The sequence below is a fragment of the Bacillus sp. EB106-04-02-XG92 genome, from assembly GCF_058791995.1.
In genome coordinates this window covers 379,488-392,887 of sequence record NZ_JBYTEA010000006.1, presented here as the reverse complement: position 1 = coordinate 392,887, position 13,400 = coordinate 379,488, and the positions used below count along the sequence as shown (strand labels likewise).

Genomic DNA, 13,400 nt, shown 5'->3' with positions numbered 1-13,400 from the left:
GCCCGGTACAATACCGGACTCACTTTTATCAAGCTGCCTAATGAAATAACCGTGTCTAACTTTTAGGGGTCACTTCATTAATCCTTACTCTTTTTTACTTTTATACGATATGATAAACATTCATTTAATGACGCTTGCTCTTTATATTTTCTCTCTTCAAAGTCATACGCCCCTCCTGGGAAAATCCCAACTATACTGAAACGAGCCTCTGCACATAAATTATTAATCTCATCTATAGTATAGCAACGTAAAGATTGTGTCACAATATCATTTGAAGAATCCGTTTCCCACCAATGGTCCAGCATTCTAGCATTTTCACTATCATATTCATATTTTCGCATTGCAGAATATATCGGCATTTCTTGTCCATTTGCTTTTTCCCAATATAAAGGTTGATAAATATCAATAAGTGCACACCCATCATCTTTCAACCAACTATGGATGCGTTTTAATAAAAATAATTGTTCTGCATCCGTTCCTACACCAAATCCATCCAAATAAGTAACGACATCGAACTTTTCTTCAAAATTAATTTTATAAAAATCAGCGCAATGAATAGCAATATCATTAGTAGAATATTCTTTCGCAAACATAACTAACTCTCGTACAAGCTCAACTGTAGTCATCTTTACATTCAAATTAGACATCGCTCTTGCAAATCCACCATTTCCTGCTCCTAGCTCTAACATCGACTGAAATGTATATCCAACTTGTTCTTGTACTTCTTTAGCAACTTCCTGTAACCAATTTTCATTATTTACATCATAGCTTAGTAGTTCAAATTGTTTTTTATAAAATTCTTTTACATTTGATTCGTTCATTACTATTCTCCTCCTGTATATTATTTTTCTACTACAGGTGAGAAACTAAATTTCTGATACCCATGAAAAATCCTCCTTTTGATTTTCCTATATTTTCATTTTATCTAAATAATAAGAATTTTTAAAGTACTAAAATAAAAAAGCAGATAATGGATGTTCCCACTATCTGCTTCTACGGCTGCCTTTATTATCCTTGTTGATGCTTCACCCAATCACCAGAAATGATAACTTTCTTTAGCATCTCTTTATCTTGAGCGACATACACAAATGCACGTATTTCTCTATCACCTAAATAAATCGTTTCGGTGATTCGGTCATATAAATCACTCTCTGCATTACCTGTGTATTCTTCCAGTTCATCTAATTTTTGCAGTACATCATCACTCACTTCATAAACTTCTCCATATACTTTATCCTTATTTGAACAAATCATCGCTGGATACCCTTCGTTTGTATCAAATAATTTGCCATACGTCCATGCCCCGTCTGCGATGCATTTTGCACCTTGCATAAAATGAGCATTCGTTTGCTCTTTTCTTAACGTGCCATACACAAAAACGTGATACATATATTCCTATCCCCTTTATTCCGGTTTAATGGGCAGTAAGACCCCCCACCTCAAAATTCAGCGAAAGCAAAGAAGTTAGGTGGGGGTCGGGCTGCCCATTAAAGTCCGATTGGTGAGGGCTGATAATCAGTGGGGGATGAAGAAAACCCCCACTGATTAAAGTTTCACTTTATATGTCTCTACTTTCTAATTTGTAAATAAGCACGAATCATAAAGTAACTCACTTCATTTGGAAGTTGTTCCTTAATCGATTTCAGACCACCCTCTGCATTTTGAACGGCAGTTTCAATCAGTGATTCATATTGTGCAGGCACAAAACTGTTCCAGTCCACTTCCAGTCCATCTTCAAAACAACGAATTAAATGATTTTCAATTGTTTGCCTTGATAAGCTACGTTCTTTCGCAATTTCATTTAAATCAATGCCTTGTTTATACATTTCATACGTTTCTAGATGAGAATTTGCTGAAGCTTTCCCTGACTTTTTCCGCTCTGTCACCACTTCTGCCTTAACTGTTTCAGCATAGTTTGGATTTTCCTCAATAAAGTGCTGAACTGCTTGTAAGAAGTGAGAACCATACTTCATAAGTTTATGTTCGCCAATTCCTTTTACAGTTAAAAGTTCAGAGTCACTTTGCGGCATTTTCGCGCACATATCTTTCAACGTTTGGTCAGAGAAAATAACGAATGGAGGTACACCTTCTCCTTGCGCAATTTCTTTACGTACTTCGCGAAGTACTTCAAATAAAGGATGATCTTGAACAATTTGTCTCGTCTCTACTCGTTCTTTACGTAAAACATTCTCTTTACCAAGTAACACTTCTTTTCCTTTTTCCGTTACTTTTAATGTCGGATACGTACCATGTTCAACTGCGATTAACTCATCTGAAATTAAAAACTCAATAAATTCACTGACTTCTTTTACGCTACGATTTGATAGTAAACCGTATGTTGGTAAAGTATGAAAATTAAATTCAATCACTTTCTTATTTTTCGAACCAGTTAAAACTTGTGCAATCATTTGTTTTCCAAATCGTTGGTTCGTCCTAATCATGCATGATAGAACCATTTGTGATTCTCTTGTCACATCGATACTTTCGCGGTCGTCCGTACAATTACCGCAGCGGCCACAATCTTCATTCGGCTCTTCTCCAAAGTATTGCAAAATAAATGATTGTAAACATTGTTCTGTATGACAGTAGTCAGTCATATTTTGCAGTTTTTCAAGTTCATTTGAAAAACGAGATTCTCCTGTCGATTGGTCAATTAAAAACCGTTGTACTTGCACATCTTGAGAAGAATATAGCAATATACATGCACTATCTAAACCGTCACGTCCTGCACGTCCTGCTTCTTGGTAATAACTTTCCATGTTTTTTGGCAGTTGATAATGGATAACGTAACGAATATTCGATTTATCAATCCCCATCCCGAATGCAGATGTGGCTACCATTACACTCACTTCATCACGTAAAAAGAGTTCTTGCTGCTCATTTCGATCGTTATCACTCATACCAGCATGATATTTTGAAACAGAAACTCCCGCTTTCATTAAATCCTCATATAATTGATCAACTACTTTTCTAGTAGCCGCATATATAATCCCAGATTCTTTTTGATTTTGACGAATATAATCCGCTAAATATGCATGACGATCTTGTCCTTTAATAACAGAAAATGATAAGTTCTCACGCTCAAAAGTTGTCATAATCGTGTTTTCTTGATTAATTCCAAGCGTATTGCAAATATCATCACGCACTTGTGGTGTTGCCGTAGCAGTTAATGCTAATACGAGTGGCTTCTCTGGAAGATAATCTAATATGCGGTGTATATGTAAATAACTTGGACGGAAATCATGTCCCCACTGCGAAATACAGTGCGCCTCATCAATTGCAATCATCGGGATTTTCATATCGATAAGTTGGTCAACAAACTCCATTGAATCAAGTCGCTCAGGCGCTACATAAAGTAACTTATAATGGCCTTGTTTCGCTAATTGAATTCGTTGATTCGCTTCTGTAATAGAAATAGAACTATTAATATAAGTAGCTGAAATACCATTTTGTACTAATGTATCTACTTGGTCTTTCATAAGTGATATTAATGGCGATATAACTAACGTCGTTCCTTCGAATACTAATGCGGGGATTTGATAACAAATTGACTTACCACCGCCCGTAGGCATAATACAAACCGTATCTTTCCCATCTAATACATTTTTAATTGTTTCATCTTGTCCTCTTCGGAATGACGAATAACCGAAATAAGACGCTAAAAGTTCTTGTGCTTTTGTAAACAAAAAAGAGTCACCTGCTTTTCTTTATCTTTCATCTACTCCTATTATATCATCACTTAAGCGTCTTGAAAGTGATGAATACATGACTAGCAGCTTGCTTTTTCATTATTTTATACTTCTTTATGTTTTAAAGGTTGATAGCCACTAAAAAAATTTCAGGATAAATACACATTTTATTAACCTTCCTTGAATACTACTAATCTTATACATATGAATTTAGGAGGTTACTATATGAAGCACTGTAATATTAGTTCCATTAATCAGAAAGCCGTACCGAATCAACTCCAATTCTCAAATCATGGTGCATGGAAATATGAATCGTATTATAAGTACCAGCCATTATTTTCTTATAGAAAACTTTTTTATTTTCTTTCTCGACTTTTTAAACGTTAATTCGTGTGCCAAATATATCATTCACAAAAATTTTTTCAATATATACCTTATAGACTTAATACAATACAATTGATATCATATGAAATATTCTATTGGATAAACCCTTTAAGTTGACCTGCTTATATAAGCAGGCCTTTTTTGATTATTTTATATTTCAGTACACTTTTTGTTGTGCTTGTAAATCTTTTCTCCATTTTATAATCATACTCCACTCACAACAAATGGTGATAATCACAAAAGTAAACTATGAATGTTCAATATTTAATTATTCAATTCTTTTTTTCTCAATACACAAAACGTTTTTCAATTGTTACTATAAAGGTACTCCAGATGAGTTTTTGCTCATCAACATTATCTAGTTAAAGGGATCTGCCGCGGGAAGCAGATCCCTTTGATGACTGTATTAAAGACCCACTTTCATTTGGACACATTTACCAGGTTTTTTTAAGTGAATTTTATGATAATATTACGTAGTCGAGTCCGACATCTCGGCAATACCCTTTAGAGGCTCTGCAACTTCCCTTGCAGAGCCTCTTTTACTTTGTATTCATTTTATTTATATATAACACAATTGAATTATTTACCTTTTCTATATGAATTTCTGAAATTAATCTAGGACACGTAACTAAAAATAAATTCCCATCATACTTTGATTTATACATGTTCAAAGGAGTGTTACTGTTTATGTATACTTATTGGCAATCGTATTACTCCCCTTATCAAAACCCTTATGTAAACTTCGATACATCTGTACGTAATTACCGAATTAGTAAAAACGAGAACTTTTTAAAAGGTTATATGCGTTCTTTATGGGAACAACATGTCGCTTGGACGAGATTAGCTATTATAAGTATTGTCTTTCATTTACCAGACGTTAACGTAACAGTTGGGCGTCTCCTTCAAAACGCCACACATATGGGACTATCTCTAGAACCATTCTATGGTGAGGATGCTGTGAAAAAATATAGTGCACTCATTAAAGACCACTTAGTCATTGCTGCGGATCTTGTTAAAGCTGCAAAAGCTGGTGATCAAAGTGCAGCTGCTGCTATAGAGAAAAAATGGTACGCTAACGGTGATGAAATTGTGACATTTCTTACTAGCATCAACCCCTATATAGAAAAAGAAGAATTTAGAAAAATGTTTTATGAACATTTAGCATTAACAAAAGCAGAAGCACTTGCCTTCCTAAATAAAGATTTTGAAGCAAGCATAAAACTATACGATAAAATTGAAAAAGAAGCTTTAGAAATGTCCGACATGATAACAAACGCAATCGTAAAACAATTCCCGCAAGTGTTTCAATAATAATAAGCCGATTTGAAAAAACAAATCGGCTTATTAAACTTTCTATCAGTGAAATTTCACCTCGCCTCTTTACATTTAGCGCATATCGATATATTTTATTAATATCCGTTTTTTATAGGAGGAAATTTTTTGATTAACGCCATTGGTCTCGTATTTATACTCACAAATAAACACGAGAAAAAGAAGAAAGTTTATCTAAATGAAAAATTCGCATTAATAGACATTATTGATTCTAAGGAAGTAATTGATGATGAAGGAAACTCACTAGTAGAACTAACATGTAAATACAGTATTTATCTAGATGAAAAATATTATTGTAAATCTCTCGATGATTATACTGGACAAGTATTTCCGTTCTTGAGCGCTAAAATAGGAAAAGGTCTTCTCAGAAACTTAAATTACTATTTCTCTTACGTTGATGCCTATGATAAAAAACCACCCGTTAAAGAAATTAGACCACTTATGAAACAAGTAACGAACAGATAGTGTAAAATACGCAAAAAAGAAAGCATCTAACTTTAGATGCTTTCTTTTTTGAATCTAGAACTCGTTAAGTTCTATCCTTCTTCTAAAAATATGTATCTAGGCATACTTTTAATTAAAAACATTGGAGGATTAAACTGAATGAAATACTCAGAATCGATTGTTAGTAAACGGCTCCGAACATTGAAAATATGTAGTATGTTTATCGTGCTAGTTTTAATCGCATGGCTTGGATATACAAAATTACTTTATGAGAATGGATTTATTCAAGAAAAGAAGAATTCTGTGGAAGTAATGAATACTAGCATTACAGGTGAAGTCGAACAGAATTTTCATGTAAATTTACAAGGTTATCGTAAAACAGACCTTGATACTATAATAGATGCAAGTAAAACCGATCCGAGCGAACTTTCATTACTCGAGCTAATTAATACTTCTTGTTCGCGAGATTGCATAGGTGAACCATTGACATATCTGGATGAAAAAAATGGATATATCTTTTATACGGATTCTACCGGAACTAATGTATCTATACAGATTAAAAAACAAGATACGTGGGAAATTGTAAAAAAATCTGTTCAAGATGAAATTTAATATTATAAAATTAAAGAGTACGTAACGTACTCTTTTTTATTATTAATACCCTTCATGTTTACAATGACATTTTTCACAATCACACTTCGGTTTCTCCTTGCAGCAACACTCGTCACAATCGCATTTCGGTTTCTCTTTGCAACGACATTCGTGACAATTCCTGCATTTACATCCACATCTTCCGAACATTAAATCGTCCCAAAATGAACGCCTGCAATTACAATGATTCCCCATAAACATACCTCCTCCTAAATAGAATTCATCATATTCTATGATGAAAAGTAGAAAGAGGTTTGTTTGCTAGTCTATATTCTAGTTTCATAAGTATAATTATAAATGTTATACTTTTTTATTTGTTGTATCTTATATATTTAAAGGGATTACTCCAAAGAAAAAGGCCCAATATTTAGGCTTTAAATTTATATGTATTTTCTTCTCGCTCACAATATATATCACACAAAAAATTGGCTATAGTTCCTTTCCTTCTCCCACAGCCCCTTTCAATCTCTGCAACATATACCCAATTCCTTTACATCCTGCTAACGGAAACGTTATGATTTCTTCTGGATATAATTGTGTCACTACTTTTTTATGCTTCTTGCCTGCAAGTAAAACAATTTCATCAAACTGAAGCAAGTCTTTTTCAATCATTTGTTGTTTTAATTGTTCCATACTAATAATTTCATCGCTCTTTGAATCAAAGGCAAGATCATAGTTTTCTAGTACAATATCATTTGGTCTTAAAAATCCATGCTTCGCTGATAATATAACCCAATTCTCAAAAAACATAGTTGCATACGCCTGACACGCTTTTCCGAATGGACTAATATATACATCTTTTACCTCCATCGGCCCGTAATCCGGATACTTATCCCAAATTTTCTTTTTCCCGCATGGAATTATGCATAACCTTTTCATTTAAATTTCTTACCTCACTTCTAACTTTTTAAATATAAAAATATAGAATTCTCTTCTTCTTCATACTCAGCTTCTATATCACCAATGCCCACTACGTTCCAACCATTATTCGTTTCTATCGGCTTTTCATTCATTATAATATGAACTAGTGTCATATTTTTAAAATCTTCTTCAAAATATGCTAAAACAGGTTGATTTATCATATATGTTTTATTATGTATACGTACACTTAAAAAGGTTTTATGTAACGCTTTATTTTTGTTTAATTTTACATTCATTGGATTAAACGAATTTAATTGTATATTCCCTACAAGATACAAATGATGTCCTTTTTCCTTATAAAATTGTTTAAATTCCTTGTCTCTTTCCTTTTGAACAAAATGAAGAATTTGCTTCGTTTCTTTGCTTATTGCAAATTCATTATTTAAACTTAAAACATCATTAAAATTTTGTTTTAAAAAAGCATATAACGATTTATCACTATTAAAGAAGTTCGTTTTCCATGCAGGATGGATTTCATCTAATAATAAACATAAAAGCATTCCTGAGCTATAGCAGCTCTTCCTAATGTGATAATTAGCATCATATGTATCTAAAATAAGTCCGCTATATTTTCGTAATGTTTTACTTTCATCATTTTTACATACTTCAATGTGGGCGTTCATTTCAACATACCAAGCAGGCCCCTCTATACTTTCAACCATACACTCATAAGTTATAAACTCTTCTTTTATAAAATGAGCTCTTTGTTCTCTTAATTCAATAAATTGCTTAATATAATTATTTTTCTCAACTTGTGACTTACAGTGCACAGCATTATATAAACAGATTCGCTCTTTATTTCGCAATTCTATATTTTCTTCTGTTATAGGATATTGAAAGCCTAAAGATTCATTTGGAAATCTACTTTCTCTATTCAAATATTGATAGCAATGAAAAAGTTCATGCACCACAACTGCAAGTAAACTTTCATAATCTCTATGCCTTTTCATATTCACGATGGCAGTCGGATAATCTTTTAATAGGATAAATGTATCAGCCTTAAATTGTTCATCTCGCTTTAAAACGGCATACTCACCATCATCTTTTAAAAATAATGGATGATGAAATACATACACATATTCATCATTATATAATGCAAATGCAGTCCTCTTAAAACCAGACCATAGCCCATTTAATAAATCCATATTTATATCTTGCCTTATTCGGTTTAGTATATTGTTCATTATATGTAACACCCCTATATCATTCTACATACACCTATTCTATTCCACTTAAAATAAACCCTTTTATTTACATAAATGTTAGAAAAACATATATCTTTTCTCAAACTATAATGTATTATATAAATGTACATGTGATGATTTTATGAAAAGGAGGTGAACAAATGAAAAATATACTCCCTGCACTAGTACTCTATATTATTGTTTGCATAATCGCTATGATTGCTCCAGCATCTCAAGGTTATAATCATGTTGGCTGGAAGTTGTTTGTTGGGCAAGCGTATGCTATACCTATTTTTCTCATTACAGCTATTATTACATTTTATATAAACAAGAAAAAATCTACAAACAAACAGTTATAAGGATAGCTAATGCTATCCTTATTTTAATTCATGAATCAGATCAAAAATTACACTTGCAGTACTTTCTATCCTTTCTTCCGAAAAATCAAACGTGACACCTGTTTTTTCATATATTACTTGTATAGGTAAATTCCAATCTGCACATGCTCCCTCTTTAAAGAAATCAATCGCTTTTTCTGGATCTTCCCGGTACATTTGAAATAATTGCATTGCCCCTATTTGTGCAATTGTATATTCAATTTTATAAAAAGGAAACTGAATAATATGAAATGATTCTAACCAACTTGAACCAATTTCATCTTCTAATCCGACAATATCGACTGATGAATATTGATACCTTTCACATAGTTCCATATATTTCTTATCACGTTCTTCTGGAGTATGGTTTGGATTTGTATACAGCCAGTGCTGAAATACATCTCCTGCAATTGACGACATTAATAAAGACAAAGCACGATACAATTGTACGCGCTGTGCTTCTTTATATTCATCCTCTCGCTTATAAAAAATAGTAAGCTTATCCATTACTAATAACTCAAGACTGAGGGAATAAAGCTCAGCCACCTCTTCACGAAGATATCTTTCCTGCATACTACTATCATTGTTAAATTGTTTATAAAAATGAAATGCATGTCCCACTTCATGTATGAGCGCGTTAATCGCATAAAATGATGGACTAAAATTAGAATACACAAAAACCTCTTTACTATGAGGCAAGGTAAAACAAGCTGCTCCTGGCGCTTTATTTTCACGTTCTTCTACGTCAACGAATCCTTCTTTCCTTATATGAATAAATTTCTCATGAAAATATAAATCTGTCTTCCGAAACATTTCTTCCACCCCATCCAATAAATCAATGGCATTTTGAAATGGAGCTTTTGGTATATTACATGGAGTAAGATCCCAAGGACGATATCTTTTTACACCTAGATTCTTTTTAGAAAGACTTCCTAATTGCTCCCATATTGGCACAATATACTTTTCTATAGATTCATGAAGCTTATAACACTCTTCAATACTATAATCTCTATTTTTTTGTTTGAAAGCATATTCACTATAATTATTAAATCCTGCATGTAAAGCGATCTCATTTCGTAATTGTACGAGTTCATTCATAATACAATCTATTTCTATTTTCACTTCACTTCTTGCTTCACATAAAGCATACCAAGCTTTTTCACGAATAGCTCTATTAGAGTTATCTAACTTTGCTTTTACGTATGCATACGTCTTTTGCTCGCCTTCCCAATTTATAGTTATGTTTGACATTATTTCTCTATATTTCGTAATTAGCTCTTGCTCTTTTATGGAAAGAGTAACGTTCTTTTCATTAAACATTTTACTCTTCACCACCCTTGCTTTTTTCATAAATCCGTATTTCTGCTCATCTAATACGCCGGATAACGGACACTCTCTAAATTTCTCGTCAAATTTTGCATTGTAACTTTTTAAAAGCGGTTGAATTGTATTTTGATTATACATATGTAAATCACGTATATTTCTATCATTTGTATCTCTATACGTGGCGATTAAACTACTTGTTATCTCCTCTTCTATTTCAGCAGTTACACGCCGTTCATCAAAAAGCCAACTCTCTAATTCTGAAACAGAAGCAATATTTCGCTCTAAAAGTAACTGTAATCTCCTTTCTAAATCATTAAACATACACAATCCTCCTATTTTAAATTTTGATTTTTCTGTTTTCAAGAGATAAAAAAGGACAAGTAGCCAATCCGACTACTTGTCCTTTTTTGTTAAACCATACTCAATACTATTAAGCTTGGAATGCTTCTGTTAATACTGGTACGATTTGTTTTTTACGAGATACAACACCTTTTAAAGTAGCAGTGTTGTTTTCTAAAGATACGTTGTATGCTTTCTCAACAACGTTTGCTGCTTTACCGATCGCAAGACCAACAGAATCGTTAGTTAAGATATCCGTTACAACGAATAAGAATAGGTCTAAACCTTTTTCTTCTACTACTGCAGAGATAACTTTTTCAAGTTCCGCTTGGTGTACAAGAACGTCGTTTGTATCAACAGCGTTTACTTGTGCGATTTCAACTTTCGCATTACCCATTTGGAATTCTTTAGCGTCAAGAGAGATTAATTGCTCCATTGTTTTTCCGCTTAAGTCAGCACCAGCTTTTAACATTTCTAAGCCGTAGTTATCAGCATCTACACCAGCGATTTCCGCTAATTCACGAGCTGCTGCTACGTCTTGTTCTGTGCAAGTTGGAGATTTGAATAGTAAAGAATCTGAAATGATTGCAGATAACATTAAACCTGCAACTTCTTTACGAATTGTAACACCGTTTTCTTTGTACATTTTGTTTAAGATTGTAGCCGTACAACCAACTGGCTCACAACGGTAGTAAATAGGATCGCTTGTTTCAAAGTTAGCAATACGGTGATGGTCAATAACTTCTAACACACGAACAGATTCGATATCGTTAGCACTTTGTTGACGCTCGTTATGATCAACTAAAATAACGTTGTTCACTTCGCTTGCAACTGTCTCAACAAAACGCGGTCCTTCTACTTTAAAATAGTCTAACGCAAATTGAGTTTCACCGCTGATTTCACCTAAACGTACAGGCTCAGCATTCATTCCTAATTCTTTTTTCAATTCTGCATAAGCAATTGCAGAACAAATTGCATCTGTATCTGGGTTTTTATGCCCGAAAACTAGTACTTTTTCCATGTTTTCCACCTCTTCATGAAAAGGATATCTTAAAGAAGCAAATATGACAATATTTAAAGCATAATTTTTTATAAATAATTGCACTTTCTTCTATATTTTTCATCGTTTTTCATAAAAAAAGATCATCTAAAATAAATTAGATGATCAAAATGTATATTTTATCCCACTTTAATGGCCAGTAAGACCCCTACTGGTTAAAGTTTCACTTTATTTAAAATAAGCTAGGAGCTTGCACTACATGGTTTAGCGGAAAATTTGATGCTAAACCGTTATTTACAAGGTTGACATCTATAACTTGATAAAATGCATTCCCAGTATCTGCAATTTCCCACACAGCTAAAATAAGGTGATATCCATTTCTATCAGTAGGCACACTTGCTTCATGTGTTACCGAAGTTCCTGGTCTAGCTCCTCCATCATTTTTTACATAGAATGGTACTAAATCTAAATCAGATCTTGTTAAAGGTTTATTTGGATTCCAATCTTTTTTCGTAATATAGTATTTCCATTCTTTCGTACTATGAGGTGCGGTTAATTTCCACTTAAATGTATTCGCGCCGCCGTTTAACGTAACTTTCTTCCACCTATCAACTGTTTGAACGTCTAAAGCAGGGAAATGGCCAGCTCCTGCAATTTGTCCATCAGAAGGTCCTAATTGCGGGAATCCACCTATTCCTTCTACACTTTGCGGCTCATATTGAATTGGTCCGCAGTTTACATTTACCCCTTGCTTACATAAATAAGAACGGCTCGCTGGTGATTCAACGTATCCATGAGCGGAAGCTTTTTCTGAAAAACCGAAAGTTAACAATCCCGTAAGTAATATGCCACCACTTAATATAACTTTCTTCACCTTCTGTAAACCTTTCGTTTTCATTTCGTCATCCCCTTTCCCATAATAAAGCGAAAATAACTATAGTTGGCTAGTCATCTTCTCTACATCCATTATAAGTCGAAGATCATAACGAAAAGAACCCTCTAAAAACTTTCTCAAATTCATTTAGCACATTAAATAAATTTTATTGATACATTCAAATAACACCGCTAGAGAAATATAGACGGTGTTAAATAAATTACGAAATTGGCAAAGTTAGTCTAGTTATCAAATAGCCCTCTCCCTCTCAGATTTGCGGAAACTGGCTCCTTTCCGATTTCACGTGCCCATATAGATAACTGGCCGATATGATGGATTTCGTGGACGATGACATGACGTATTAACTCTCCGTGTGTACATTCAATGACTCGGCGCCTAATTGGTGCGTCTCTTGAGCTAATCGGCTCTTCATTGAAGTCAGCTTTTGAAAGTTTCCGAGAATCCATTTCATTTGTCCAAGAGGTCACAAATGGCTTCACTTTCCCGTGGTATTGAGCTGAAAGATTTTTCACTTTTTGTAAGCTGGCATACTCTTTAAACAATGGCTCCTCAGGCACTGATTCACCACGCAACCCTAAGATCCACATATATTCCACATCTACAATATGAAATAGGGTATGTAGTATACTGCCAAATCCACCGACCCGTTTCTTTACCAGTTCTTCGGTCGATATGTCTTCGCACCATGTAAACCAATCATCACGAACTTGCCAGTTATATTGAAACAGTTTCAACATCACAGCAACCTCCATCTTTTAGATTAACATTTTATATTCACCAAAAGACTTCAAAATTCCTATTTAAGTAATACCTCTTATACAACTGTTAAAACCTTATACAAATTGGTCCTCAAATTGA

General features: G+C 33.6%; 14 protein-coding genes. 4 read left to right on the top strand and 10 right to left on the bottom strand.

The genetic code is table 11. The features are described 5' to 3' along the window. Positions 1 to 77: 77 nt before the first annotated feature. The 3 genes from AC3WVA_RS18165 to recQ form a co-directional block, all read right to left on the bottom strand. Positions 78 to 821: a class I SAM-dependent methyltransferase gene (locus AC3WVA_RS18165; protein ID WP_098346966.1), complete on the bottom strand. Its 744-nt coding sequence runs from the start codon at positions 819 to 821 to the stop codon at positions 78 to 80. A 187-nt stretch (positions 822 to 1,008) separates the two neighbouring features. Next, complete coding sequence (locus AC3WVA_RS18160; protein WP_098346965.1) at positions 1,009 to 1,389, bottom strand: gamma-glutamylcyclotransferase family protein; 381 nt, start codon at positions 1,387 to 1,389, stop codon at positions 1,009 to 1,011. Between the two features lie 179 nt (positions 1,390 to 1,568). Then, positions 1,569 to 3,686 carry a DNA helicase RecQ gene (gene recQ, locus AC3WVA_RS18155; RefSeq protein WP_098881705.1) on the bottom strand — a complete coding sequence of 706 codons (2,118 nt, stop codon included), beginning with the start codon at positions 3,684 to 3,686 and terminating at the stop codon, positions 1,569 to 1,571. 1,074 nt (positions 3,687 to 4,760) lie between these two features. Here recQ and AC3WVA_RS18150 point away from each other — a divergent pair. The 3 genes from AC3WVA_RS18150 (at position 4,761) to AC3WVA_RS18140 (ending at position 6,461) form a co-directional block, all read left to right on the top strand. Then, the gene (locus tag AC3WVA_RS18150; protein WP_048525898.1) at positions 4,761 to 5,384 is read left to right on the top strand and encodes a hypothetical protein; all 624 of its coding nucleotides are present in this window, start codon (positions 4,761 to 4,763) and stop codon (positions 5,382 to 5,384) included. A gap of 129 nt (positions 5,385 to 5,513) precedes the next feature. Continuing rightward, positions 5,514 to 5,870, top strand: a complete 357-nt coding sequence (locus tag AC3WVA_RS18145) for a hypothetical protein (RefSeq protein ID WP_000606238.1) — start codon at positions 5,514 to 5,516, stop codon at positions 5,868 to 5,870. A 138-nt stretch (positions 5,871 to 6,008) separates the two neighbouring features. Next, on the top strand, positions 6,009 to 6,461 hold the full coding sequence (locus AC3WVA_RS18140) for a hypothetical protein (RefSeq protein ID WP_098346963.1): 453 nt from the start codon (positions 6,009 to 6,011) through the stop codon (positions 6,459 to 6,461). Between the two features lie 2 nt (positions 6,462 to 6,463). On the opposite strand, the gene AC3WVA_RS18135 is transcribed toward AC3WVA_RS18140, so the two are convergent. From AC3WVA_RS18135 to AC3WVA_RS18125, 3 genes are all read right to left on the bottom strand, one after another. Then, a complete protein-coding gene (locus AC3WVA_RS18135; RefSeq protein WP_162230570.1) occupies positions 6,464 to 6,637 on the bottom strand; it encodes a hypothetical protein in 174 nt (57 codons plus the stop codon). A gap of 292 nt (positions 6,638 to 6,929) precedes the next feature. After that, positions 6,930 to 7,379: a DUF6884 domain-containing protein gene (locus tag AC3WVA_RS18130; protein ID WP_098881122.1), complete on the bottom strand. Its 450-nt coding sequence runs from the start codon at positions 7,377 to 7,379 to the stop codon at positions 6,930 to 6,932. Between the two features lie 20 nt (positions 7,380 to 7,399). Further along, complete coding sequence (locus AC3WVA_RS18125; RefSeq protein ID WP_098881123.1) at positions 7,400 to 8,605, bottom strand: peptide ABC transporter permease; 1,206 nt, start codon at positions 8,603 to 8,605, stop codon at positions 7,400 to 7,402. 161 nt (positions 8,606 to 8,766) lie between these two features. Between AC3WVA_RS18125 and AC3WVA_RS18120 the strand changes: the two genes are divergently transcribed. Continuing rightward, positions 8,767 to 8,964 carry a DUF4017 family protein gene (locus AC3WVA_RS18120; protein WP_048525916.1) on the top strand — a complete coding sequence of 66 codons (198 nt, stop codon included), beginning with the start codon at positions 8,767 to 8,769 and terminating at the stop codon, positions 8,962 to 8,964. 18 nt (positions 8,965 to 8,982) lie between these two features. Here AC3WVA_RS18120 and AC3WVA_RS18115 read toward each other — a convergent pair whose 3' ends face one another. The 4 genes from AC3WVA_RS18115 to AC3WVA_RS18100 all read right to left on the bottom strand — a co-directional run bounded on the left by AC3WVA_RS18115 (position 8,983) and on the right by AC3WVA_RS18100 (position 13,279). Continuing rightward, entirely contained in the window at positions 8,983 to 10,629 is a 1,647-nt protein-coding gene (locus tag AC3WVA_RS18115) for a M3 family oligoendopeptidase (RefSeq protein ID WP_195756908.1), read from the bottom strand. A gap of 109 nt (positions 10,630 to 10,738) precedes the next feature. Further along, positions 10,739 to 11,668: a manganese-dependent inorganic pyrophosphatase gene (ppaC, locus tag AC3WVA_RS18110; RefSeq protein WP_048525918.1), complete on the bottom strand. Its 930-nt coding sequence runs from the start codon at positions 11,666 to 11,668 to the stop codon at positions 10,739 to 10,741. 211 nt (positions 11,669 to 11,879) lie between these two features. Next, the gene (locus AC3WVA_RS18105) at positions 11,880 to 12,545 is read right to left on the bottom strand and encodes a lytic polysaccharide monooxygenase (protein WP_098346959.1); all 666 of its coding nucleotides are present in this window, start codon (positions 12,543 to 12,545) and stop codon (positions 11,880 to 11,882) included. A gap of 218 nt (positions 12,546 to 12,763) precedes the next feature. After that, positions 12,764 to 13,279, bottom strand: a complete 516-nt coding sequence (locus AC3WVA_RS18100) for a DinB family protein (protein WP_098346958.1) — start codon at positions 13,277 to 13,279, stop codon at positions 12,764 to 12,766. Positions 13,280 to 13,400 lie beyond the last annotated feature (121 nt).

Excerpts from the sequence above, each read along its gene's own strand:
- AC3WVA_RS18120 (WP_048525916.1), top strand. The coding sequence starts at position 8,767 with ATGAAAAATATACTCCCTGCACTAGTACTCTATATTATTGTTTGCATA.
- AC3WVA_RS18105 (WP_098346959.1), bottom strand. The coding sequence starts at position 12,545 with ATGAAAACGAAAGGTTTACAGAAGGTGAAGAAAGTTATATTAAGTGGT.
- AC3WVA_RS18150 (WP_048525898.1), top strand. The coding sequence starts at position 4,761 with ATGTATACTTATTGGCAATCGTATTACTCCCCTTATCAAAACCCTTAT.
- AC3WVA_RS18115 (WP_195756908.1), bottom strand. The coding sequence starts at position 10,629 with ATGTTTAATGATTTAGAAAGGAGATTACAGTTACTTTTAGAGCGAAAT.
- ppaC (WP_048525918.1), bottom strand. The coding sequence starts at position 11,668 with ATGGAAAAAGTACTAGTTTTCGGGCATAAAAACCCAGATACAGATGCA.
- AC3WVA_RS18100 (WP_098346958.1), bottom strand. The coding sequence starts at position 13,279 with ATGTTGAAACTGTTTCAATATAACTGGCAAGTTCGTGATGATTGGTTT.
- AC3WVA_RS18165 (WP_098346966.1), bottom strand. The coding sequence starts at position 821 with ATGAACGAATCAAATGTAAAAGAATTTTATAAAAAACAATTTGAACTA.
- AC3WVA_RS18130 (WP_098881122.1), bottom strand. The coding sequence starts at position 7,379 with ATGAAAAGGTTATGCATAATTCCATGCGGGAAAAAGAAAATTTGGGAT.
- AC3WVA_RS18160 (WP_098346965.1), bottom strand. The coding sequence starts at position 1,389 with ATGTATCACGTTTTTGTGTATGGCACGTTAAGAAAAGAGCAAACGAAT.
- AC3WVA_RS18140 (WP_098346963.1), top strand. The coding sequence starts at position 6,009 with ATGAAATACTCAGAATCGATTGTTAGTAAACGGCTCCGAACATTGAAA.
- AC3WVA_RS18125 (WP_098881123.1), bottom strand. The coding sequence starts at position 8,605 with ATGAACAATATACTAAACCGAATAAGGCAAGATATAAATATGGATTTA.